This window comes from Dermatobacter hominis (genome assembly GCF_020715685.1).
Classification (GTDB): domain Bacteria; phylum Actinomycetota; class Acidimicrobiia; order Acidimicrobiales; family Microtrichaceae; genus Dermatobacter; species Dermatobacter hominis.
In genome coordinates this window covers 2,687,685-2,709,033 of the sequence record NZ_CP085840.1, presented here as the reverse complement: position 1 = coordinate 2,709,033, position 21,349 = coordinate 2,687,685, and the positions used below count along the sequence as shown (strand labels likewise).

Genomic DNA, 21,349 nt, shown 5'->3' with positions numbered 1-21,349 from the left:
AGGCGACGCCGCGTCGACGACGGTCCGGTCGTGGCGGGGCCGGGTCAGGCCACCGGCACGCGGCCCCGCGCCGCGAAGACGTCGGCGGCGAACGGGTTGGGCGCGATCCAGGACGGGAAGCCCGCGACCATCGTCGGCGCCCCGGACAGCTCCAGCACCCCGTCGCTGCGGGCCTCGTCGAGCGTGATGCGGCCGAGGAACCAGCGGTGGGCTGCCCGGTTCTCGCCCCGGACCAGCACGTCGACGTCGTAGCCGGGGTCGATGTTGCACGGCGTCGCGGTGCCGTCCTCGATCACGAGCCAGAGGCGGCCCCCGCCCGGACCCCGGAGGTCCCACTCCACGCACACCCGGTCGGGCGGGCACGCCGCCACGTCGACGCTCTTGTGGATGTGCCACACGAGCCAACGCGCGTCGAGCTGGTCGTCGTCGGGGTCCTTGAAGCTCCAGCGGGCCGCCCACTGCCCGAGCGCCAGGAGCACCGGGACGAGGTCCTCGCCGGCTGCCGTCAGCCGGTACTCGCCGGCGCGGCCCGGTCCGGCGTCGGCGCGCGCGACCACGCCGTTCGCCTCGAGCTGGCGGAGCCGCTGGGACAGCAGCGTGCGGCTGATCCGCGGGACGCCGCGGTGGATCTCGTTGAACCCCCGGCCGCGGTCCATCAGCTCGCGCAGCACGAGCGGCGTCCAGCGGTCCCCGAGGATCTCGGTCGCCTCGGCGATCGGGCAGTACTCGACGAAGCCGTTCATCTCCCGATCGTCGCGCCGGTCCAGGTCCTGGACCAGTACTGATCCTGGACCGGTACGGGATCGCTACTGGTCGCGCAGGCCCGCGGCCCCGACGATCGCTGCATGGACACCATCACCGCACCCGACACGACCGGCCTGGACACCGAGCTCCTGGCCGAGCTCTCCACCCTCGACGCGGCCCACGACCGCGACGGCACCTACGTGGCCGACGAGGTCGACCTGCTCCGCTCGCGCGGCTGGCTCGCCCTGCCGGTCCCGGCCGAGCTCGGCGGCGCCGGGCTCGCGATCCGCGACGTGGTCGAGCGCCAGCGCGTGCTCGCCGCCGCCGCCCCGAACGTCGCCCTGGTCACCTCGATGCACCACCACGTCGTGCTCGCCACGGCGTGGCGCTGGCGCCACGGCGCCGACGCGGCCGCCACGATGCTGCGCCGGGTGGCCGAGGAGGGACTCTTCGTCGCCTCGACCGGCGGTGGCGACTTCACCGCGCCGCAGGGCACCGCGTTCCCGGTCGAGGGCGGGTGGCAGGTCTCGGGTCGGAAGCGGTTCGTGAGCGGCGCGCTCAGCGCGGGCGCCATGAACACGTGGGTCCTCGACGGCAGCACGGGCGGCGCCGAGGCGATCGCGGCGGCCATCCCGATGTCGGCCGAGGGCGTGCACGTCGAGGAGACCTGGGACTCGATGGGCCTCCGCGGCACCGGGAGCCACGACGTCGTCCTGACCGACGTCTTCGTGCCCGATGCGGCGGTCGCGGCCCGGCGGCCGCTCGGCGAGATCCACCCGTCGATCCAGGCGGTCGCAGCCCACGCCTTCCCGGTCATCATGGCCGTCTACCTCGGCATCGCCGATCGGGCCCGCGCCGAGGCCGTCGCCCTGCTGGCCGAGCGCCCGGGCGCCTCGGACGACCCCGGGACCCAGCGGCTCGTCGGCGAGGTCGACCAGCAGCTGGCGACGGCCGACTGGGTGCTGCGCGGGTTGGTGGACGAGCTCGGCGACGACGTCGCGCCCACCCCGGCGCAGTTCACGCGGGTGATGCTGGCCAAGCGGTCGATCACCGGCAGCGTGCGCGCCGCCGCCGACCGGATGATGGAGGCCGTCGGGGGTGCGGCCTACTCGCGGCGCCTGCCGCTCGAGCGGGCGCTGCGGGACCTGTGGGGCGCGCCGTTCCACCCGCTGACCGGGGAGCAGACGCTGCGCATCGGCGGCGCGGCCGCCATGGGCCTCGACCCGGCGCTCGGCCTCTGAGCGCCGAGGTCTCGCGCACTGGCCCGCCCGTGGGGTCGAGGGCTCCGATCGCACGAGCCGCCGCTCGTGCGATCGGGGCCTCGCCCGTCCCTTCCCGCAGATCCTGAGCGGCCGCTCAATCGCTCGCGAGCCGGGCTTCGGGCCCGCCGGCGGGCCCTCCTACCCTCGACGGCTCCGTGTCCGTTGGCGGCGCACGGGCGCACGAGCGCCGTGCCGGAACGAGGGAGCGCTCGTGCTCGATGACCTGACCGACTGGGTGACCGACGTCGTCGAGACGCTGGGCTACGTCGGCGTCGCCGTCCTCGTAGCGCTCGAGAGCGTGTTCCCTCCCATCCCTTCGGAGGTCGTGCTCCCGCTCGCCGGGTTCGTCACCGGTCGCGGCGACGCCTCCTTCCTCGGCATGGTCGGCGCCGCCACCCTCGGCTCGGTCGCCGGCGCCTGGGTGCTCTACGGCATCTCCGCCGCGATCGGCCCCGAGCGCCTCCGTGCGTTCGTGGTGCGTCGCGGCCGCTGGTTCGGCGTGAAGGAGGCGGACCTCGACCGGGCCGAGGCGTGGTTCGACAAGCGCTCCGGCGCCGCGGTGCTCATCGGCCGGTGCGTCCCGCTGGTCCGATCGCTCGTGTCGGTGCCGGCCGGCTTCCGTCGGATGCCGTTCCTGCGCTTCACGCTCTTCACGGCGATCGGCAGCGCGGTCTGGAACGTGGCGCTGATCGGCGGCGGGGCGGTCCTCGGCGACCGGTGGGAGAAGGTCGGTGACTACGTCGGCCTGCTCCAGGGCGTGCTGATCGTGGCGGTGGTGGCTGCCCTCGCGGTGTTCGTGTGGCGCCGGTTCGTGAAGCCGCGCCTGAGCGCCGCCGGCGACCTGCCGGACTGACCGGCGCCATCCGTCCGCTCGGCGGGCCGGCGCAGAGCGAGGGACCTCAGCCGGGCACCGCGGCCGCGGCGCGGGCCGCCGCCTCGGCGAAGCGCTCGACCTGGACGCGCCAGTCGCCGGCCGGGACGCTGAGCACGACCCGGTCGGCCCCCGCCGCTCCGAGCGCGGCGATCCGCGTCGCGACGGCGTCGACGTCGCCGAGGACGAGCATCTCGTCGACGGCTTCGTCGGGCATGCCGAACTGGCCGTCGGGGTCGGTCAGCAGGTGGCGCAGGCCCGCGACGTCGGGGAGCGCGGGGTCGTCGGCGACGGCGGCGAGCAGCCCGGTGGTGACGCCGGGCATCGGGCGATCGAGCTCGGCCGCGAGCTCGGCCGCCCGCCCGACGGCGGCGCGCACGCCGTCGGGCGGCACGGGGAGCAGGAAGAGGTCGGCGCCCACCCGAACGGCCCGGCGCAGCGCGGCGTCGGACATGCCGCCGACCAGGAGCGGCGGGACGGTGGCGGGCGGCGAGAGCCGCACGGTCGACGTCGTGCCGTCGTCGCCGGCGATTGGCGTCGGCTCGCCGTCCAGGAGCGGCGGCAGCGCGTCGAGAAGGTCGTCGGTCGAGCGGCCGCGCCGCCGCCGATCCGCGCCGGCCGCAGCCCACGACCGGTCGTGGCGGTCGCCGCCCGCGCCGACGCCGAGCAGCACCCGGTCGCTGGACAGGTGCTGGAGCGTGGCGACCTGCTTGGCCACCCACGCCGGGCGGCGGAGCGGGACGATCATCACGCCGAACCCGAGGCGGATCCGGCTTGTGGCCGCTGCGGCGGCGGCGAGCACGGAGGTGCTGTCGAGCACCGGTGCGCCGGTGCCGGCGACGAGCTGGTCGACGACCCACACCGACTCGAGCCCGGCGTCCTCGGCGTGGCGGGCGGCGCCGACGACATCGCCGAGCGGGTGGCCCGGTGCGGTCATCGAGGGCAGGAACGCACCGGTGCGGATGGGGCGGGGGGAGGAGGTGTCGGTGTCCACGGGGTGCTCCGATCGGTCCGGGGGATGGTTACTTCTTGTGACCGACCCCATCATGGGGAACCATGGAGCGGCATGGAAGACGGCACATCGAGGTCACGGGGGCACACCGAGGGAACCGGGCGCCTGGTCGAGCGCACCCAGACGTGCGAGATCCGGGACCTGCTCGACCGCCTGGGCGACAAGTGGTCGCTGCTCGTCGTCGAGCTCCTCGGTCGCGGCACCCGGCGCTTCAGCGAGCTGCGCCGCGAGATCGACGGCGTCAGCCAGCGCATGCTCACGCTGACGCTCCGCAACCTCGAGCGCGACGGCCTCGTGACGAGGACGGTGCACCCGGTGGTCCCGCCGCGCGTCGACTACGAGCTCACGGCGCTCGGACGCTCGCTGCTCGCGGCGGTCGATCCCCTGGTGGCCTGGACCCGGGCGCACCGCGACCAGATCGCGTCGGCCCGGGCCGGCTACGACGCCGCTGCGGGCTGATGGGCGCGCCCGGCCCGGCCCGGCCCGGGCCGCGACGGAGATCGCCCCACGAGCGATGACTCTGCGCCGCCCGTCCCGTCGAACACGGCGATGGTGCCCGCCGTCGAAATCCGGACCGGTCCGCCGGGAGAAGTGCTAGCAAGGCCACCACGCGGCGGGCGGTCGGCGGTCTCGGTGAGACCGGAAGGGAGCTGACAGATGTTCGCCAAACTCGGTCCGTGGTGCCATGACCGTCGCTGGCTCGTGGTCATCGTGTGGATCGTCGTGCTGATCGGCGCGAACGTGATCGCGTCGTCGGTCGGCGACGACTACCGGCAGGACTTCACGCTCAAGGGCAGCGAGTCGACCGCCGGCTTCGACATCCTCGAGTCCGGCTTCCAGGGCCAGGGCGCCGGCCAGACCGGCACCATCGTCTTCACGGCCGACCAGGGCGTCGACGACCCCGAGGTCGAGGCGGCGATGTCGGCGATCTTCGACGACGTCGCCGGCATGGAGGGCGTGCAGCAGGTCCAGTCGCCCTACGACTCGCCCGACCTGATCTCGCAGGACGGGACGACCGCGTACGCCAACGTCGAGTTCCCCCAGGACACCGACTTCGAGGTCATGAGCGACGTCCGCGACGAGATCCTGAAGGACGTCCCGGAGATCGACGGCCTGCGGGTGGAGCTCGGCGGGTTCGTCTTCGCCGAGTTCGAGGAGCCGACGTCCGAGGCGCTCGGCCTCGCCTTCGCCATCGTGATCCTGATCGTGGCGTTCGGCTCGGTGCTCGCCATGGGCCTGCCGGTCGCCGTCGCCCTCGTCGGGATCGGCATCGGTGGCGCCGGCGTCATCCTGTTCAGCAACGTCATCGAGGTCCCCGAGTTCGCGCCGTTCATCGGCGTGATGATCGGGCTCGGGGTGGGCATCGACTACGCGCTCCTCGTCGTCACGCGGCACCGCGAGCAGCTGCACATGGGCAACGACGTGCGCAGATCGGTGATGATCTCGATGGACACGGCGGGCAGATCCGTCCTGTTCGCCGGTGCCACGGTGGTCATCTCGCTGCTCGGGATGCTCTTCATGGGCATCGGCTTCATCCAGGGCCTCGCCGTGACCGCCGCGATCACCGTCGCCCTCGTCGTGGCCGCGTCCCTCACGCTGCTCCCGGCCCTGCTCGGCTTCGCCGGCATGAACGTCGAGCGCACCCGGTGGCGCGGCCTGATCGCCGCCGCGCTCGTGGCCGTGGGACTGGTCGGCGTCGGGCTCGACCTGGCGCCGCTGATGGTCGCGTTCCCGTTGGCGCTCGTCGTCTTCGTGCTGGGGTTCTTCGTCCCGCCGCTGAAGCGGGAGGTGCAGCACCGGCCTCCGAAGCCGAAGGAGGACACGCTGGCCTGGCGCTGGAGCCGGGTCATCCAGCACCGGCCCTGGCCCTTCGCCATCGCCGGCACGCTGGTGCTGCTGCTCCTGGCCGCGCCGGTGATCAGCCTGCGCCTCGCGTTCTCCGACGAGAGCAACTACCCCGAGGACACCACCACGCGGCAGGCCTACGACCTGTTGGTCGACGGGTTCGGCGAGGGCTTCAACGGTCCGCTGTTCCTGGCGGCCGAGGTCCCCGAGGGCACCGACGTCGCGTCGCTCGCCGCGGTGAACCAGGCGCTCGAGGCCGACCCCGAGGTCGTCGCGGTGCTGGGCCCGCAGCCGAGCGAGGACGGCAGCGCCGTGCGGTGGTTCGTGGCGCCGGCCCACGGGCCCCAGACCGAGGTGACCGAGGAGCTCGTCCAGCGGCTGCGCGACGACGTGCTGCCGCCGGTCGAGGAGTCGACCGGCGTCGACCTGAAGGTGACCGGGATCGTGGCCGCGAACATCGACGCCTCGTCACTGATGTCGGAGCGGCTGCCGATCTTCTTCGGCGCCGTGCTCATCCTGTCGTTCCTGCTCCTCATGGTCGTGTTCCGGTCGCTGCTGGTGCCGCTCAAGGCCGTGATCATGAACCTCCTGTCGATCGGCGCGGCGTACGGGATCATGGTCGCCCTCTACCAGTGGGGCTGGTTCGGCAGCGTCACCGGGGTGGCGCCGGCCCCGATCGAGCCGTGGATGCCGATGATGCTGTTCGCCATCGTCTTCGGCCTGTCCATGGACTACGAGGTCTTCCTGCTCTCGCGGATCCGGGAGGAGTGGCTGCGCACCGGCGACAGCCGGACGTCGGTCGCCAACGGGCTGGCCGCCACGGCCAAGGTGATCACCGCGGCGGCGGCGATCATGGTCGTCGTCTTCGGCAGCTTCATCCTCGAGAACGACCGGACCTTCAAGCTGATGGGCACCGGCCTGGCGACGGCGATCCTGCTCGACGCCACGATCGTCCGGCTCCTGCTCGTCCCGGCGACCATGGAGCTGCTGGGTGACAAGAACTGGTGGCTGCCGAGGTGGCTCGACCGCATCCTGCCGAACATCGACGTCGAGGGGCACTACGACGACGAGGACGACGCCGGTCCCACCGGCGGCCAGCGCGGCACCGGCCCCGAGCAGCAGGCGGTCCCGGTCGGCGACTGATCGCCGGCCGGCCCGGCCCGCGGGTGGCTAGAGGGGCTCGCCCGGGAGCGCCGCAGCCTGCTCGATCCAGCTGACGAGCAGGGCCTCGTCGAGCTCGTCGTCCTCGTGGACGTCGAGGTACCGCACCTCGGGGTGCTTCGACGCCTTGGGTGGCTCGGGATCGAGCGACGTCCCGCGGAAGAACTGGAGCTGGACGTACTTCGTGTAGCAGCGGAACGCCATGAACCAGCCATCGCCCTCGTTCCCGTAGAACGGCTGGTTCCACTTCACGGCCTTGTGGACGTCGGGCACGGTCGCCCCGACCAGCTCGTCGATCCGCTCGCCGAGCGGGCGCTTCCACTCGGGCATCGCTGCGATGTAGGCCTGCACGGGCCCGTCACCCTCGCCCTTCGGGATCTGGGGGTTGCCGCCCGAGAGGAGCCTGGGCTGGTCGCCCGTCGACTCGGTCGAGCGCTGCTTCCTGGCCGGCATCGATGCTCCGATCGCTCTGGGTGCCCGACCGTCGGCCGCACACCGATCCGAGACGTGGGACCGGACGGATCCGCCGATCGCTGTCGCCGATCGCTGCCGTGCGCGGCGGGCGACCGTCGTGGAGCTGATGGGACTCGAACCCACGACCCCCTGCTTGCAAAGCAGGTGCTCTAGCCAGCTGAGCTACAGCCCCGGAGGTCGTCGAGGCTAGCCCGCCCGGCCGGGCACGCCCTGATCGGTTGCAGCACACTGTGCCCCGACGCCAGACAGCGAGGAGCACCATGAGCGACATCCAGAGCATCCCGATCGCGACCATGTCCGGGGAGACGACGACCCTTGGCGACTACGAGGGCAAGGTGCTCCTCCTGGTCAACGTGGCCTCGAAGTGCGGCCTCACGCCGCAGTACGAGGGGCTCGAGGCGCTCTACGAGCAGTACCGGGACCAGGGCTTCGAGGTCCTCGGCTTCCCTGCCAACGACTTCATGCAGCAGGAGCCGGGCACCGACGAGGAGATCCTGGAGTTCTGCACCACCACCTACTCGGTGCAGTTCCCCGTCTTCTCGAAGATCGCCGTGACCGGCGCGGACCAGCACCCGCTGTACGCCGAGCTGACCTCGTCGATCGGCCACGCGAGCGGCGACCCCGAGGCGCACCGCGACCGCCTGAAGAGCTTCGACATCGCCGCCAACGACGATCCCGAGATCCTCTGGAACTTCGAGAAGTTCCTGGTGTCGCGCGACGGCGAGGTCGTCGGCCGCTTCGCCCCGAACATGGTCCCCGAGGACCCGGAGCTGGTCGCGGCGATCGAGGAGCAGCTCGGCAGCTGAGCCCGCGCCGGGCGCGGTGTGCCCGGTCCCGGCCCGACGGTGTGCCCGGTCCCGGCCCGACGGTGTGGTAGTCCGTCGGGCCATGTCGGACGCCGACCAGGAGCGCGGCCTCGAGCGGCTGATCCTCTTCAGCGACGCAGTCGTGGCGATCGCCATCACGCTGCTGGTCCTGCCGCTGCTCGACCTGGCGGATCACCGGGGGTCCCTCGCGGACATGTTCTCCGACGGCGGGTCCCAGATCATGGTGTTCTTCATCAGCTTCCTGGTGGTCGCCAGCTTCTGGGTCAACCACCGCGAGCTGTTCGAGGGCATCGACCGGTCGACCGCCGCACTCACCTGGATGGACGTCCTCTGGCTCATGACCATCGCGTTCCTGCCGTTCCCGACCGAGGTGCTGGGCGTCCACGGACCCGACGGGGCGGGTGTCCGCGCCTTCTACATCGGCTCCCTGCTGGCGTGCAGCGTCGCCCAGCTCCTGCTGAGCCTGACGATCATGCGCACGCCGCGGGTGTGGCGCGACGGGAAGCGGCCTGAGTTCAGCCTGAACGGCAGCATCGTGAGCGCAGGGCTCTTCGCGGCGATCTTCGTGGTGGCGACGTTCGTGCCGGCGATCGGGCTCTGGGCCCTGTTCGGCCTGTTCCTCCTGCGCCCGATCTCGGGCTGGTTGGACCGCCGCACGGGCGCCACGACCTGAGCCGGCCGACGCTCAGCCGGCCAGCACCTCGCGCAGCACCGACAGGTCGGCGGCCGCCTGCGCCACCAGCGCGCCCGGCTCGTCGTGGTCGGTGAGCACCCCTTCGACGAACTCGAGCGTCCACGAGCCGTCGAAGCCGAGCTGGCGCAGCAGCGCGACGGTGCGGCCGAGGTCGTCGGCCCGGTCGGCCAGCGCCGGCGCCTGCATCGTCGCCGGGTCGAGGAGGTTGAGGTGCACGTGGCGGATGCGGTCGCCGTACGCGTCGAAGCGGGCGCGCAGGTGCGCCTCGGACTCGTGCGTGTGGACGATCGCCCCCACCCGCTCTGCCGGACCGGCCGCCGCCAGGATCCGCGCCGCCACGGTCGGATCCTCGGCGATCGAGATGTGCTCGTGGCACTCGCAGAGCAGCACGACGTCGTCGGGCAGCCGGTCGAGCAGGTCGGCGACGCGCTCGGCGTAGACCTCCTCGAGCGCGGGGTCGGCACCGACGTTGAACTTCACCCCCCGGGCGCCCGAGGTCCGGACTCGGGCGGCCACGGCGTCGCGCGCCGCCGGATCGTCGCGGTCGAAGGCCACGTACGAGTTGAGGACGAGCACCGGGGGGAGCGCCCCCAGCAGCGTCGCCGCCGCCTCCGGCTCCGGGGGCAGGTGGCGCTCCCAGAGCTCGAGGCCGTCGCAGCCGGTGGCGGCGATCTGCGGCGCGATGGCGACCAGGTCGGCCGAGGGGGCGCCGGACGGGTCGACCGTCGACCAGCGGTTCGGTTCGAGCGCGACGGTGCCGAGCAGCACCGCCCCGGCCGGGACGCCCGTCGTCCCCGCGGTGCTCGTGTCCCCGGCGTGCTCCGCCACCCTGGTCAGGCCTCGGGTGCGGAGGCGGCGACGGCGGCCGGCACGAGGATCCGGCGGATGCGCCAGGCCGTGAAGGCGAGCACGATCGACACGATCAGCGCGCTGGCCTCCAGGTCGTAGGAGTTGAAGCCGAGCAGCGCGACCTCGGCGACGATCAGGGCGGCCGACGCGAAGAGGAAGACCCGCAGGCGCCGCCGCACGAGCTCCCTCGGTCCGCCGCCGTAGACGCCGATGAGCCCGATGGCGATCAGGATCACCGCGATCGGGACGACGATGTAGCGGATCGTGCTGATCGTGCCCGCCTCGGCGTGGCCCGACTCGTGGTGCGGCACCAGGATGTGCGCCAGCGCGACCGCCGAGGCCACGACGCTCAGGTGGAGCGGGAAGTGCAGGTACTGCCACGCCAGCCGCCGGCCGTGGTGCGGCGACAGGCCCATGGCCGGCACGTCGGTGAAGTAGAGCCACCAGATGCCGAACACGACGGCCGTGGCGAGCGGCAGACCGATCATGTCGACGCTGTCGAGGGGCTCCTGGGTGGCGGTGATCCCCAGCTTCACGAAGACCTCGCCCAGCATGATGATCGTGAACTCGCCGAACCGGTGGACGACGTGGTGGGCGTCCATCGGGAGCCGCCGCTCCTCCGTGCCGGTCGGCACCATGAACACGAGGATGCCGACGACCCACAGCACCGGGTACCACCAGGGCCATCCGACGAGCGGCGCCCCGAGGAACACGACCGCGGCGAGCAGGCACCGGAGCGCGTAGCCCTTGTACGCGACCGAGAGGTCCGCGCTCGCCCGCCGCGCCGATCGGTACAGCAGCGCGAGCGTCACGAGCACGAAGGCGAAGATCGGTCCGACCGCCTCGCTGTGGTCCTGGTGCGTGTAGTTCGACGAGATCGCGACGGCCAGGACCAGGACCATCTGGACCAGCAGCAGGGTGCGGGTCCACATGGTGGTGACCAGGCCGGCGCCGAGCATCATCGTGGTGGTGAGCCACGTGCACCAGATGAGCGAGAACACGAGCCCGAGCCAGATCACGCCCTCGACGCCGGCGTACTTCGAATAGGTGCTCGACATGACGAGGATCGCGGCGACGAAGGCCAGGTCGTAGAACAGCTCCAGCCACGACTGGCCCGGCATCGCCGGGATGAGCGCCGGTGGCGGCGCCGGGCCCGCCGGGACCCCGGAGGTCTCCGCCTCGGTCACGGCACCGCGGGGAGGTCGGGGAACGGCAGCACGACGCCGGGGTCGCCCGTGCGGGCGAGCGAGCGGTAGCGGCGGTCGGCGAAGCGCCACGCGCCGTCGGAGCGCACGGCGGTGTCCTGGTACAGCCCGTAGGCGGTCGACCAGGTCCCGGCGTCGGGATCGTCGGGGCCGTGGTGGCGGATCTCGCACATGAACGTCCGGATGCGAGCGGTGTCGGCGTCGCCGTCGGCGGGCACGGTCACGAGGACGTTGAGGGCGACGAACTCGAAGAAGTCGAAGCGCGCCACCGCCCCCCCGATGAAGCCGAGGATGTCCTCGGGTCCCTCGAAACGGCGCAGGCCGCGGTCGACGAGGTCGAGCTCGAGCGCGGCGTCGGGCTCGAACAGGTCCTGCAACCCGGTCCAGTCTCGGCGGGTCACGCCGTCGGCGTAGGTCGCGATCAGCCGTCGCACGTCGATCTCGTCGAGCCGTGGATCGGTCACTCCCCGCCCCCGCCCGTCTGGCTGGCCGTCGGCGACGGGAGCGTGCCGTCGTCGCCGAGCGAGAAGAACCGTCCCGCCCGGGTGCCGAAGTAGATGCGCCCGTTCCACACGGTCGGCGTCGACTCGATGCACCCGCCGATGGCGACGGCCCAGATCTCGGGTGGCAGCACCTTCGGGTCCGACACGTCGTAGCCGTGCAGCGTGCCGTTGCAGTCGCCCTGGATCAGCACGTCGTCGACCACCACCGGCGACTGCCACGTCGGACCGGGCAGCTTGAACGACCAGAGCTCGGCGCCGGTCTGCTGGTCCAGGCCGACGACCTTGCCGCTGTTGGCCGGCGCGATCACCACGCCGTCGTGCAGCGCTGGTGTGGCCCAGAACCCCGCGGGGTTGGCGCCGCGGTCGTCGTACTTCCACACCAACGGGTTCGCCGGGTTCCTGGGGTCGAGCTTCATGAGCTGGCCGACCTCGGCCGCCCGCCGGTTGCTGCGCTCGTACTCGACGGCCACGTAGAGGAAGCCGTCGGCGTCGATCACCACCGAGGCGTCGGTGTCGTCGCCGGTCCAGAAGCGGAAGGTCTGGGTGGGCGTGCCGCCGGTCCTGAGCGGTCCCATGTCCCACCCCATGACGAGGCCGCCGGAGTTGGCCCAGTACGCGGTGTCGCCCGACATGGCGACCGAGTTCTCGATCGAGAACTCCTTGGCCCGGTTGCCGGCGAGGTCGGTGATCAGCTGCTGGTCCCAGCTCGGGGTGTTGAACACGAGCTTCGGTGCGACGGTGACCTTGCCGTCGGGCCCGTAGGCCCGGTTCAGCTTCACGACGTGGAACTGGCTGTTCTCGCCGCCCTCGAAGAGGAGGTCGTCGGCGACGATGCCGGCACCGTCCCAGTCGTTGTTCCACAGCGTCGGTGACACGGCGGTGGCCGACAGCTTCCAGAGCTCCTGGGCCGCACCGCCGCGATCGATGGCGATGACCCGGTAGTAGTTGTCGCGGCTGCCGGTGTACACGAGCGGGTAGCCGTCGGGATCGATCGTGACCGAGCCCTTGATGATGTCGCCGGTCGGCAGCGGCGGGAGGATGTCCTCGCCCGTCTCGCCGTCCATGAAGTGGACCGCCTTGTCGTAGGCGCCGAACACGACCCACGTCCGGCCCTCGCGCTCGAAGACGGCGGGCTGGCCCGTCCACCCGGAGCCGCACCAGGTCTTGGCCTGGCCCCCGACCGAGGACGACGAGCACATGCCGCCGCTCTGCGGGTAGAACCACCGCACCTTCGGCGCCTTCGGGACGTCGCCGCGGCCGTAGTAGGTACGGGTCGGGTTGCCCCGGAAGGTCAGGCTCCCCGGCACCTCCTCGGACCACATGCGGCCCGAGCTCGCCGGGTTCACGAACTGGTCGGTCTGCTCGGCGGGGACCTGCGTCAGGTCCTTCGGCTCGTCGGCCTCGTCGGCCGCGGTGCCGTCGCCACCGTCCGCGGCGTCGTCGCCGGCGCCCTGCGCCGACCCGTCGCGGTCGGAGGTCGTCGTGTCGTCGTCGCGGCCGAGGAACGAGACGAGCGCGGCGACGATGCCGACGACAAGGACCACCGCCACGGATCCGACGACGATCTGGCGCCGTCGGGCCACCTCGGGGCTCGGCGGCGCGTAGCGGTCGCCCGGGGCCGAGCTCGAGGCCGGGCGCGGGCGCTGCACCCGACGTCCGACGCCGTCCCGGGGGCGGTCGCCGCCCGGACCGGATCTCGGCGGGAGGTCACTCATGGGTGGCCATGATGGTCGTGCCGAGGTCCCGGTGGACGGAACCGGCCGGCGACGGTCGGTGCACGCCCTTCGGGGTCCACGGCAGGCCGGCGGCGCCGTCGAGCAGGTCGACGAGCAGGAACACGATCGCCAACCACATCTCGGTGCCCTGGAGTCCGGCCGGTGCTCCGGGTTCGAACGCGAACCCGGCGCCCGGTTCCCATCGTCCGATGGTGTCGGCGAGCGTGTCGGCGAGCGCGTCCCGGAGCTCGGCGCGCCGGTGGTCGGTCTGACGGGCGCACAGCCAGAGCGGGTGGACGACGTCGAGCACGTTGCACGCGCTGCGGTTGCGGTCCACGAACCAGCCGTTGTCGCGGGCGTGCGCGGCGACGGTGTCGACCACGGCCTCCGGGTGCAGGAGCGGCTCGCCGAACTGGGCGTACGTGCCCCGCGTCAGGCGGTAGAAACCGTTCACTGGCATCAGCCGGCCCCAGTCCCGGTGCGGTGCGCCCCACATGCCGGTGAACGGGTCGACACGGGTGGCCAACCAGCCGAACAGCGCCTCGAGGCCCTGGTCGGAGCCGAAGTGGCGGCGGTTGAGGTGGACGGAGGTCCCCCAGAAGTCGACCCACGACCCGGCCGGCCACGCCAGCTCCCGCCAGGGGAGGGCGTCCAGGCGGGCGATGAGGTCGTCGGCGCCGACGTCGGCCACGCAGCGCACCGGGTGCCGCGGCGCCGCACCCAACGCCTCCAGCGCGTACCCCACCGACAGGACCCCGTACTGGCGGAACTCGGCGTCGAGCGAGAGCGCCAGCGGGTCGTCGCCGATCGGCGGCTCCCCCGGCTCGGGGAAGAGCCCGGTCGCAGGGTCCTGGCGGTCCTGCAGCCAGGACACCAGCGCGCCGCGGTCGCCGGCAGCCTCGGGCGCGCCGAACGCGGCGGCGAGCTCGATCGCGTCGCAGGTCGGGCGCACGGCCCGGACCCCGCCCGGCACGTCGACGTACGCACCGAGGTCGGCGACGACCCCGTCCGCAGCGGGGGTCCCGTCGTCGGTGGCACGACACCGCTCGAGCACGCCTGGCCACTCGCTCGTCACCCGTTCGACGAACCGATCGAGGGCGACGCCCGTCGCGGCGCGACGTCCCCGGGCGGCGCCACCTCCCCCGGCCGCGCTGCGGTCGCGACGGTCCGACAGCACCCGGGCCGGCACGCCGCCCACCACCGACCAGGGCGGGACGTCGGCGGTGACCACCGCGCCGGCCGCGACCACGCTGTGGGCGCCGATCGTCACGCCGTCGCAGACGACCGCGTGGGTGCCGATCCAGACGTCGTCCCCGATGGCGATCCCCTGCTCGTCGAGCCCCTGCTGCCAGATCGGGACGTCCGGGTCGTCGAACACATGGTTGAAGCCGTAGAGCGCCGCGAACGAGGCGACCCGCACACCGTCGCCGAGGCGCACCCGTCCGGCCATCACGACGTAGGGGTTGATCGAGCAGTCGTCGCCGATCGTGATCCGGTCGCGCAGGACGCAACCGGTGGCCACGTAGCTGCGGTCACCGACGTCGAGCGACTCGCACACGATCGTGGCGCCCTCGGCGAGGAACACCCGGTCCCCCAGGCGGGCGCCGGTGCGCTCCACGACGTCGGCCCGGCGCTCGGCCTGGCCCGGCCACTCGCCGCCGTCCACCCAGACGGCGAACCACGGCTCGGCCTCGACCTGCTCTCGGGGGACGTCGGCCGACCCCAGGTCCTCGTCCGTGGCCACGCCGCATCATGCCAGCGGTCACGGGGTGCCGCGCCGTGGGCCGACGAGCGCTCAGCCGCTCACTGCTGGCGCAGCTCGCCCTCCGCCACCAGGCGGTCGAGCGTCAGCTCGGGGTGCTCGCCCTCCAGCCGCTCGAGCCAGTACACGGACTCGAAGACCGCCAGCAGATCGCCGTCGGAGCGCTGGAGGACGTCGACGCCCTGCATCGCCCGGAGCTCGGCGCGCGACGCCTCGTCGGTCCGGCGCGCGATCCGGTAGCGGGTCGGGGTCAGCTCGACGGGTGCCCCGAACTCGTTCTCCAGCCGGTGCGTCGCGACCTCGAACTGCAGCGCGCCCACGGCGGCGAGCACCGGCGCCTGGTCGCCGAACTCGGGGTCGCGGAGCACCTGCACCACTCCCTCCTCGTCGAGCTGCTGGATGCCGGTGCGGAACTGCTTCGACTTGCCCACGTCGGTCGTCCGGGCGACGGCGAAGTGCTCCGGGGCGAAGCTCGGGATCGCGGGGAACGCGACCGGCTGCTCCACGTAGAGGCTGTCGCCGACCCGCACGTCGGTGGCGTTGACCAGCCCGACGACGTCGCCGGGGAAGGCCTTCTCCAACGTCTCGCGCTCCTGGCCGAACACCGAGTGGGCGTACTTGGTGGCGAAGGGCTTGCCCGTGCGCCCGTGGGTCACGACCATGCCGCGCTCGAAGCGGCCCGAGCAGACCCGGAGGAAGGCGATCCGGTCGCGGTGGGCGCGGTCCATGTTCGCCTGCACCTTGAAGACGAAGCCCGAGAACGGCGAGCCGAGCGGCCGGGGTTCGCCGGCGGCGTCGAGCCGGGCGGTCGGCGCCGGGACCTCGTCGATCACGTTGTCGAGCAGCAGCCGCACCCCGAAGTTCGTGAGCGCCGAGCCGAAGAGCATCGGCGTCGTCTCGCCGGCGAGGAACAGCTCGGAGTCGTGCTCGGTGCCGGCCAGCAGCTCGAGCTCGTCCTGGGCGGCGAGCCACGCCTCGGTCTCCTCGACCTGGGCCCGCTCGGGCGACACGAGCTCCTCCGGCGCCTCGGTCGCGCCCCGGGCGGTCCGGGTGTAGCGGATGAAGTCGCCGCTCGACCGGTCGACCACGCCGCGGAAGTCACCGGCGATGCCGACCGGCCACGTGACGGGGGTGCACATGATCGACAGGTGCGACTCGATGTCGTCGATCAGCTCAAGCGGGCTGAGGCCGGGGCGGTCCCACTTGTTGACGAACGTGATCAGCGGCAGGCCGCGGTCGCGGCACACCTCGAACAGCTTGAGCGTCTGCGGCTCGATGCCCTTGGCCGCGTCGAGGACCATGACGGCGGCGTCGCAGGCCGTGAGCACGCGGTAGGTGTCCTCGGAGAAGTCGCGGTGGCCCGGCGTGTCGAGCAGGTTGACCACGCAGTCCCGGTACGGGAACTGCAGGACGGTCGACGTGATCGAGATGCCTCGCTGCTGCTCCAGCTCCATCCAGTCCGAGGTCGCCGAGCGGCGGTCGCCCCGGGCCTTCACCGCGCCCGCCTCGCGGCCGAGCGCGCCGCCGTAGAGCAGCAGCTTCTCGGTCAGCGTGGTCTTGCCGGCGTCGGGGTGGGAGATGATGGCGAAGGTCCGCCGACGGGCGGCCTCGGCGACTGGGTCCTCGGACATGAGGCTGTCATTCCACCACCTGGTCGACCGCGGCGAGGAGTCCGGCCGTCCGGGGGTCCCCCGCGATGCCGATCTGCATCTGGTTCATGACGTAGGCGCCGGCCACCCGACGGTCGGGATCGGCGAAGCCGAGCGACCCGCCGGCGCCGTAGTGGCCGAAGGACCGTCCGCCGAGGAGCGGCGACACGCCCGAGTGCGTCATGTACCCGAGGGCGAACGGGATGTCGAGCATCACGACCAGGCTCGAGCCCGGGTCGCCGCTCACCTGCGGCACGATCGCCCGGTCGACGGTGTCGGGGTCGAGGAGGCGGACGCCGTCGACGTCGGACACGAGTGCGGCGTACAGGCGCGCCAGCGACGTCGCGTCGGTCACGCCGTTGGCGGCGGGGATCTGCGCGGCCCGGACCTGCGGCTCGTTCCACACGCGGTCGTCGGCGAACGCGCCGCCGGGGGCGCCGAGCGTGCGGCCGAGCAGGTTGCCCTCGCCCAGGAGCTCGTCGAGCAGCCGGACGAGCGAGCGGTGGTCCTCGCCGGCGCCGTCCGCCGTCGGCACGTCGTCCACCGGCGCGCCCTCGCCGAAGCCTGCGGCGGAGGCCGGCACCAGCGGCGCGACGCGGTGCTCCTGCTCGGGTGGGAGGCCGATCCAGAGGTCGAGGCCGAGCGGCTCGACGAGCTCGGTGCGCACGAACGAGCCGATGTCGGTCCCGGCCACGCGCCGCACCACCTCCCCGACGAGCCACCCGAACGTGACCGCGTGGTAGCCGTAGCCGGTGCCGGGCTCCCACACGGGCGGGCTGGCGGCGAGGGCGGCCGTGACGGTGTCCCAGTCGAGGGCCTGCTCGAGCGTCATCGGGTGGTCGACGTCGATCAGGCCGGCCTGGTGCGACAGCAGCCACGACACCGGGACGTCGGCCTTGCCGGCGGCCGCGAACTCGGGCCAGTACGTGGAGACCGGCTCGTCGACGTCGAGCAGGCCGCGCTGCACGAGCAGGTGGGCGCAGGTCGCGGTGACGCCCTTCGTCGAGGAGAACACGAGCTGGAGGGTGTCCTCGTCGTACGGCGTGCCGGCGAGGTCGCGCACGCCCCCGGTCAGGTCGACGACCTTCTGCCCGTCGACGTACAGGCAGAAGCCCGCGCCGACGTCGCCGTGCAGCGCGAAGTTGCGCTCGAACGCCTCCCGGACCGGTTCGAAGCCTGGTTCGACCTCGCCCCTGATCGTCGCCGTCGTGCCGTCCTGGTCCGCCATGTCCACCCCTCTCCGGGCGCGGCGCGCGCCCGGGTGCGTCTCGGGGCCGAGGGTAGCGACCGGTCCGGTCAGCCGTTGTCGACCTGGAACCGGCTCGAGCGCTCGACGGTCGAGCCGTCGGCCTGCACCGCCTTCACCGCGACGGTGTGGGGACCGTCGGGGAGCGTCGTCGTGTCGAACGGGGCGACCTCGGCCCCGTCGTCCTGGCCGAGGGTGAAGGGGGCGCTGTCGTCGACGTTCTCGGGAGCGGTGGCGGTCGCCGGATCGATCCAGAACTCCGCCTTCACCACCGGTGGCTCCACGGCGGGCGGGGCCATCTGGACCACCACCCGGCCGCGCAGGGTGGCGCCCTCGAGCGGCTGGGTGTCGTCGGGCGCCTCGGCGCTCGCCCACGACAGGTGGTCCGTGCGCTCGACCGTCGTGGGGAGCACCTGGACCGGGGCGCTGCCGGTGGTGGCCGGCGGGGCGCTCGACGGGGGCACGGTCGGGTCCGTGGTCGACGGCAGGGTGCTGGCGGTGGCGGGGCCCCCGTCGCCGCCGTCGCGCGCGGACCGGGCCTGGTAGGCGAGCGGGACGCAGACCGCGATGGTGGCGAGCAGCGACACGAGCAGCGCCAGGAGCATCCGCTGCCCCGGCGGTCCGAGCGGGCGTCGTGGCGCGCGCGTCCCGCTCACCTGCCCAGCCCCGATCGCCATGGCCCGATTGTGGTGCGCCGGATCGGCGCCCCGACATGGGCAAATCGCCTGTTCACCGCTGCTCCGAAGGGCCTGGTCCCCACACCGGGCCCGTCAAGGTGTCGTTCCGTGCTCCACCACGTCGTTCCGTGTCATCTGGGCGTTCCGTGTCATCTGGGTCGTCATGTGCGCCCCCGCCCGGGTTGCCGGCCCGGCCCGGGATCGCCCGTCAGGCGGCCTCGCCGTCGTCGGGCGTCGAGTGCAGGTCGATGATGCCCAACCGCACGGCCGAGAGGACGGCGTGGGTCAGGCTCTGCGTGTCCAGCCGCCGATAGGTGGCGTTCAGGTGGTTGTGCACCGTCTTCTGCGTGATGCCGAGGGCCCGGGCCGCCTGCTTCGTGGACATGCCGTCGGCGATCATCTGCAGGATCTCGACCTGGCGGTCCGACAGGAGGTCGTTGCGGCTCGGCTCCTGGCCGAGGTGCTCGAGCATCGACGCCGCCAGCCGGGGGCTCAGCGTCTCCTCGCCCTCCTGGACCCGGCGCAGGGTGTCGAGCACGTCCGCGAACGACGTCCCCTTGGTGAGGTACGCCGCCGCGCCGGCCTGGAGGGCGGCGCGGGTGCGCTCCGGGTCGTCGTGCATGGTCAGGACGACCACCTTGGAGTCCGGCACCTCCTCGCGGATGCGCCGGGCCGCGGCCACGCCGTCGAGCACCGGCATCGAGAGGTCCATGAGGACGATGTCGGGCTTGGTCTCGATCGCCAGGGCGATCGCCTCCTCGCCGTTGTCGGCCTCGCCGACCACGTCCTCTCCGGCGCTCTCGAGCCCGCGCCGGATGCCGTCGCGAAGGATCTGGTGGTCGTCGGCCAGCAGCACCCTCACGATGCCACCTCCCTGTTGTCGTCGATGTCGTCCTTGTCGGTCCGGGACGGGGTCCGGCCGGGTGCCCGGCCGCCGTCGCCGCGCCGGGCGTCGTCCCGCGGCGACTGGTCGGGGCCGGCGAGCACCCGCACGGTCGTGCCCGCGCCGGGCGAGCTGTCGATCAGCAGGCGTGCGCCGATCACATCGGCGCGCTCGCGCATCCCGACCAGGCCGTACGCCGAGTCGCGCACGCCCTTGGCCGACTCGAAGCCACGACCGTCGTCGGCGATGACGAGCTCGAACTCGCCGCCTCGCACGTCCCAGACCACGTCCACGTGATCCGCGTCGGCATGTCGGTCCACGTTCGTGAGCGCTTCCTGGAGGATCCGCAACAGCTCGTTCTCCACGGGGACCGGCACCCGGTCGTCCGGGTGCACCACCGTCAGTGTGGTCGCGACGTCGGCCCGCTCCGCGAACCGGTTGACGACGTCCTGCGCGACGACGGCCAGCGGCTTCTGGTCCGTGACGCCCGAGCGCAGCTGCCGGAGGGTCTCCCGCAGCTCGTCCAAGGCGGACTGCACGTCGGACTGGAGGCGGAAGAGGTCGGCGGTCACCGGCTCGTCCTCGGCGACGATGCGCTCGAGCTCCATCGAGACGTAGGTCAGCCACTGCCCCAGCCGGTCGTGCAGGTCGCGCGCGATGCGGATGCGCTCCTCCTGCGCCCCGAGCGTGCGGAGCCGGCCGAACCAGCGGGCGTTGTCGACGGTCAGGGCCAGCACCTCGCCGAGCCCGGACAGGAGGATGGCGTCGTGCGGGTCGTAGCGGCCCGGCGAGGGGTGCTCGAGGCCGAGCATGCCGATCACCTGGTTGCGGGCGGTGAGCCGCACGTACATGCCGGAGCGGCTGCTGCGCACGATCGGGCGCGTGCCGTGCGGTCCGGTGGAGCCCTCGGGGGAGGGCGCGCCCGGCCCGGGGGCGTCGGGGTCGAGGTCGTCGACCCGCAGCACGCCGTCCTGCGCGAGCGCCAGGCCGAGCGGCACGGGCAGGTCGCTCGTCGGGTACGCAGGCCGCAGGGCGCAGCCGTCGGCGATCTTCGGGACCCACTCCTCGGCGCTGTCGTCGAAGGTCATCAGGCAGATGACCCGGGCGTCGAAGCTGTCGGACAGCTGCTGGCGGATGCGCTCGAGCGCCTCGCGGAGCGACAGCGAGTCCGGGAGCGTCCGCGCCACGACGTTGAGCATCTCGAGGAGCTCGTTGGTCTCGGACAGGTGGTGCACCTCGCCGATCAGCCCGGCCCGCCGGCGCTCGGCCTCCTTGATGCGGGTGCGCGCGTACGCGCCGACGGCGGCGGCCAGCGCGAGCGTCACGACCGCTGCGACGTCGCGCTGGTCCTCGACCATGTCCACGAGCGAGCTGCCGTCGATGGCCACGGTGGTGGCCACGGCCGCCACGCCGACCACGAGGGCGATGGCACCGCTGCCACCGCCCCAGCCGAGCGCGACGACGGCGACCGAGATCAGGAGGCAGAAGTAGTAGGGGCTGGCCCACCCGCCGGCGATGCCCATGGCGATGCCGAAGGCGACGACGTCGACGAGCGGCTCGATGCGCCGCACGGCCCGGACCGAGCCGAGCTGCAGCGGGAGGACCGTGCGCCAGGTCGTGACGAAGCAGCAGATCGCCGTGGCCACGACCGCGGAATACGAGCCCCGGAACGCGTCGGGGGCCGAGAAGACGAGCCCGTAGCCGAGGGCGCACCACCGGACGACGGCGATCGACGGCGACACGGACGCGCGCCACGAGGGCGGCAGCCCAAGGAGCCGCGTGGAGTCGTCCAGTCCACCGTGCGGGAGGGCCCGGAAGGCGGCGACCGCCTCGGAGACGTCTGCCGTGGACACGCCGGAGCGCGAGCCCGGTCCCGCGGTGACCGGACCCGTGGTGGCGGGTGTCGGTTCCGTGGGGTCACCCTATCGACGGGTCGTCGGAATCCGACGTGAGCGCGCGGCCGCGCCTCC

Annotated in this window: 19 protein-coding genes and 1 tRNA gene; 6 read left to right on the top strand and 14 right to left on the bottom strand. The window is 72.9% G+C overall.

The window, feature by feature from the left end; translation table 11 throughout:
• Nucleotides 1-44: 44 nt before the first annotated feature.
• On the bottom strand, nucleotides 45-743 hold the full coding sequence (locus LH044_RS12805) for a winged helix-turn-helix transcriptional regulator (protein WP_227755974.1): 699 nt from the start codon (nucleotides 741-743) through the stop codon (nucleotides 45-47).
• Nucleotides 744-845: 102 nt separating this feature from the next.
• Here LH044_RS12805 and LH044_RS12800 point away from each other — a divergent pair, with 102 nt between their 5' ends.
• Both LH044_RS12800 and LH044_RS12795 read left to right on the top strand, forming a co-directional pair.
• Complete coding sequence (locus LH044_RS12800; protein ID WP_227755973.1) at nucleotides 846-1,985, top strand: acyl-CoA dehydrogenase family protein; 1,140 nt, start codon at nucleotides 846-848, stop codon at nucleotides 1,983-1,985.
• A 232-nt stretch (nucleotides 1,986-2,217) separates the two neighbouring features.
• Nucleotides 2,218-2,859 carry a DedA family protein gene (locus LH044_RS12795; RefSeq protein ID WP_227755972.1) on the top strand — a complete coding sequence of 214 codons (642 nt, stop codon included), beginning with the start codon at nucleotides 2,218-2,220 and terminating at the stop codon, nucleotides 2,857-2,859.
• 46 nt (nucleotides 2,860-2,905) lie between these two features.
• Here the strand turns inward: LH044_RS12795 and LH044_RS12790 are convergent, their stop codons facing one another.
• A complete protein-coding gene (locus LH044_RS12790; RefSeq protein WP_227755971.1) occupies nucleotides 2,906-3,871 on the bottom strand; it encodes an LLM class flavin-dependent oxidoreductase in 966 nt (321 codons plus the stop codon).
• A gap of 72 nt (nucleotides 3,872-3,943) precedes the next feature.
• Between LH044_RS12790 and LH044_RS12785 the strand changes: the two genes are divergently transcribed.
• On the top strand, nucleotides 3,944-4,348 hold the full coding sequence (locus LH044_RS12785) for a winged helix-turn-helix transcriptional regulator (RefSeq protein ID WP_227755970.1): 405 nt from the start codon (nucleotides 3,944-3,946) through the stop codon (nucleotides 4,346-4,348).
• Between the two features lie 198 nt (nucleotides 4,349-4,546).
• The gene (locus LH044_RS12780) at nucleotides 4,547-6,877 is read left to right on the top strand and encodes an MMPL family transporter (RefSeq protein ID WP_227755969.1); all 2,331 of its coding nucleotides are present in this window, start codon (nucleotides 4,547-4,549) and stop codon (nucleotides 6,875-6,877) included.
• A 27-nt stretch (nucleotides 6,878-6,904) separates the two neighbouring features.
• Here LH044_RS12780 and LH044_RS12775 read toward each other — a convergent pair whose 3' ends face one another.
• Nucleotides 6,905-7,348 (bottom strand): DUF1801 domain-containing protein, encoded by a 444-nt coding sequence (locus LH044_RS12775; protein ID WP_227755968.1) that lies wholly within the window; start codon nucleotides 7,346-7,348, stop codon nucleotides 6,905-6,907.
• Nucleotides 7,349-7,467: 119 nt separating this feature from the next.
• Nucleotides 7,468-7,541, bottom strand: a tRNA-Ala gene (locus LH044_RS12770).
• An 88-nt stretch (nucleotides 7,542-7,629) separates the two neighbouring features.
• Here LH044_RS12770 and LH044_RS12765 point away from each other — a divergent pair.
• Entirely contained in the window at nucleotides 7,630-8,175 is a 546-nt protein-coding gene (locus LH044_RS12765) for a glutathione peroxidase (RefSeq protein ID WP_227755967.1), read from the top strand.
• 82 nt (nucleotides 8,176-8,257) lie between these two features.
• On the top strand, nucleotides 8,258-8,869 hold the full coding sequence (locus LH044_RS12760) for a TMEM175 family protein (protein ID WP_227755966.1): 612 nt from the start codon (nucleotides 8,258-8,260) through the stop codon (nucleotides 8,867-8,869).
• 12 nt (nucleotides 8,870-8,881) lie between these two features.
• On the opposite strand, the gene LH044_RS12755 is transcribed toward LH044_RS12760, so the two are convergent.
• The 10 genes from LH044_RS12755 to LH044_RS12710 all read right to left on the bottom strand — a co-directional run bounded on the left by LH044_RS12755 (nucleotide 8,882) and on the right by LH044_RS12710 (nucleotide 21,232).
• Nucleotides 8,882-9,718, bottom strand: a complete 837-nt coding sequence (locus tag LH044_RS12755; protein WP_227755965.1) for a sugar phosphate isomerase/epimerase family protein — start codon at nucleotides 9,716-9,718, stop codon at nucleotides 8,882-8,884.
• Between the two features lie 5 nt (nucleotides 9,719-9,723).
• Nucleotides 9,724-10,926 carry a low temperature requirement protein A gene (locus LH044_RS12750; protein WP_227755964.1) on the bottom strand — a complete coding sequence of 401 codons (1,203 nt, stop codon included), beginning with the start codon at nucleotides 10,924-10,926 and terminating at the stop codon, nucleotides 9,724-9,726.
• A complete protein-coding gene (locus LH044_RS12745; protein WP_227755963.1) occupies nucleotides 10,923-11,408 on the bottom strand; it encodes a nuclear transport factor 2 family protein in 486 nt (161 codons plus the stop codon). The genes LH044_RS12750 and LH044_RS12745 overlap by 4 nt, the downstream gene beginning before the upstream one ends.
• On the bottom strand, nucleotides 11,405-13,162 hold the full coding sequence (locus tag LH044_RS12740) for an outer membrane protein assembly factor BamB family protein (protein ID WP_227755962.1): 1,758 nt from the start codon (nucleotides 13,160-13,162) through the stop codon (nucleotides 11,405-11,407). The genes LH044_RS12745 and LH044_RS12740 overlap by 4 nt, the downstream gene beginning before the upstream one ends.
• Complete coding sequence (locus LH044_RS12735) at nucleotides 13,155-14,906, bottom strand: acyltransferase (protein WP_227755961.1); 1,752 nt, start codon at nucleotides 14,904-14,906, stop codon at nucleotides 13,155-13,157. Before LH044_RS12735 ends, LH044_RS12740 begins: the two co-directional genes overlap by 8 nt.
• 59 nt (nucleotides 14,907-14,965) lie before the next feature.
• On the bottom strand, nucleotides 14,966-16,555 hold the full coding sequence (locus LH044_RS12730) for a peptide chain release factor 3 (protein WP_227755960.1): 1,590 nt from the start codon (nucleotides 16,553-16,555) through the stop codon (nucleotides 14,966-14,968).
• Between the two features lie 7 nt (nucleotides 16,556-16,562).
• A complete protein-coding gene (locus LH044_RS12725) occupies nucleotides 16,563-17,801 on the bottom strand; it encodes a serine hydrolase domain-containing protein (protein WP_227755959.1) in 1,239 nt (412 codons plus the stop codon).
• Nucleotides 17,802-17,869: 68 nt separating this feature from the next.
• Complete coding sequence (locus LH044_RS12720) at nucleotides 17,870-18,496, bottom strand: hypothetical protein (protein WP_227755958.1); 627 nt, start codon at nucleotides 18,494-18,496, stop codon at nucleotides 17,870-17,872.
• 208 nt (nucleotides 18,497-18,704) lie between these two features.
• Nucleotides 18,705-19,358 carry a response regulator transcription factor gene (locus tag LH044_RS12715; protein ID WP_227755957.1) on the bottom strand — a complete coding sequence of 218 codons (654 nt, stop codon included), beginning with the start codon at nucleotides 19,356-19,358 and terminating at the stop codon, nucleotides 18,705-18,707.
• On the bottom strand, nucleotides 19,355-21,232 hold the full coding sequence (locus tag LH044_RS12710) for a GAF domain-containing sensor histidine kinase (protein WP_227755956.1): 1,878 nt from the start codon (nucleotides 21,230-21,232) through the stop codon (nucleotides 19,355-19,357). The genes LH044_RS12715 and LH044_RS12710 overlap by 4 nt, the downstream gene beginning before the upstream one ends.
• Nucleotides 21,233-21,349: the final 117 nt, after the last annotated feature.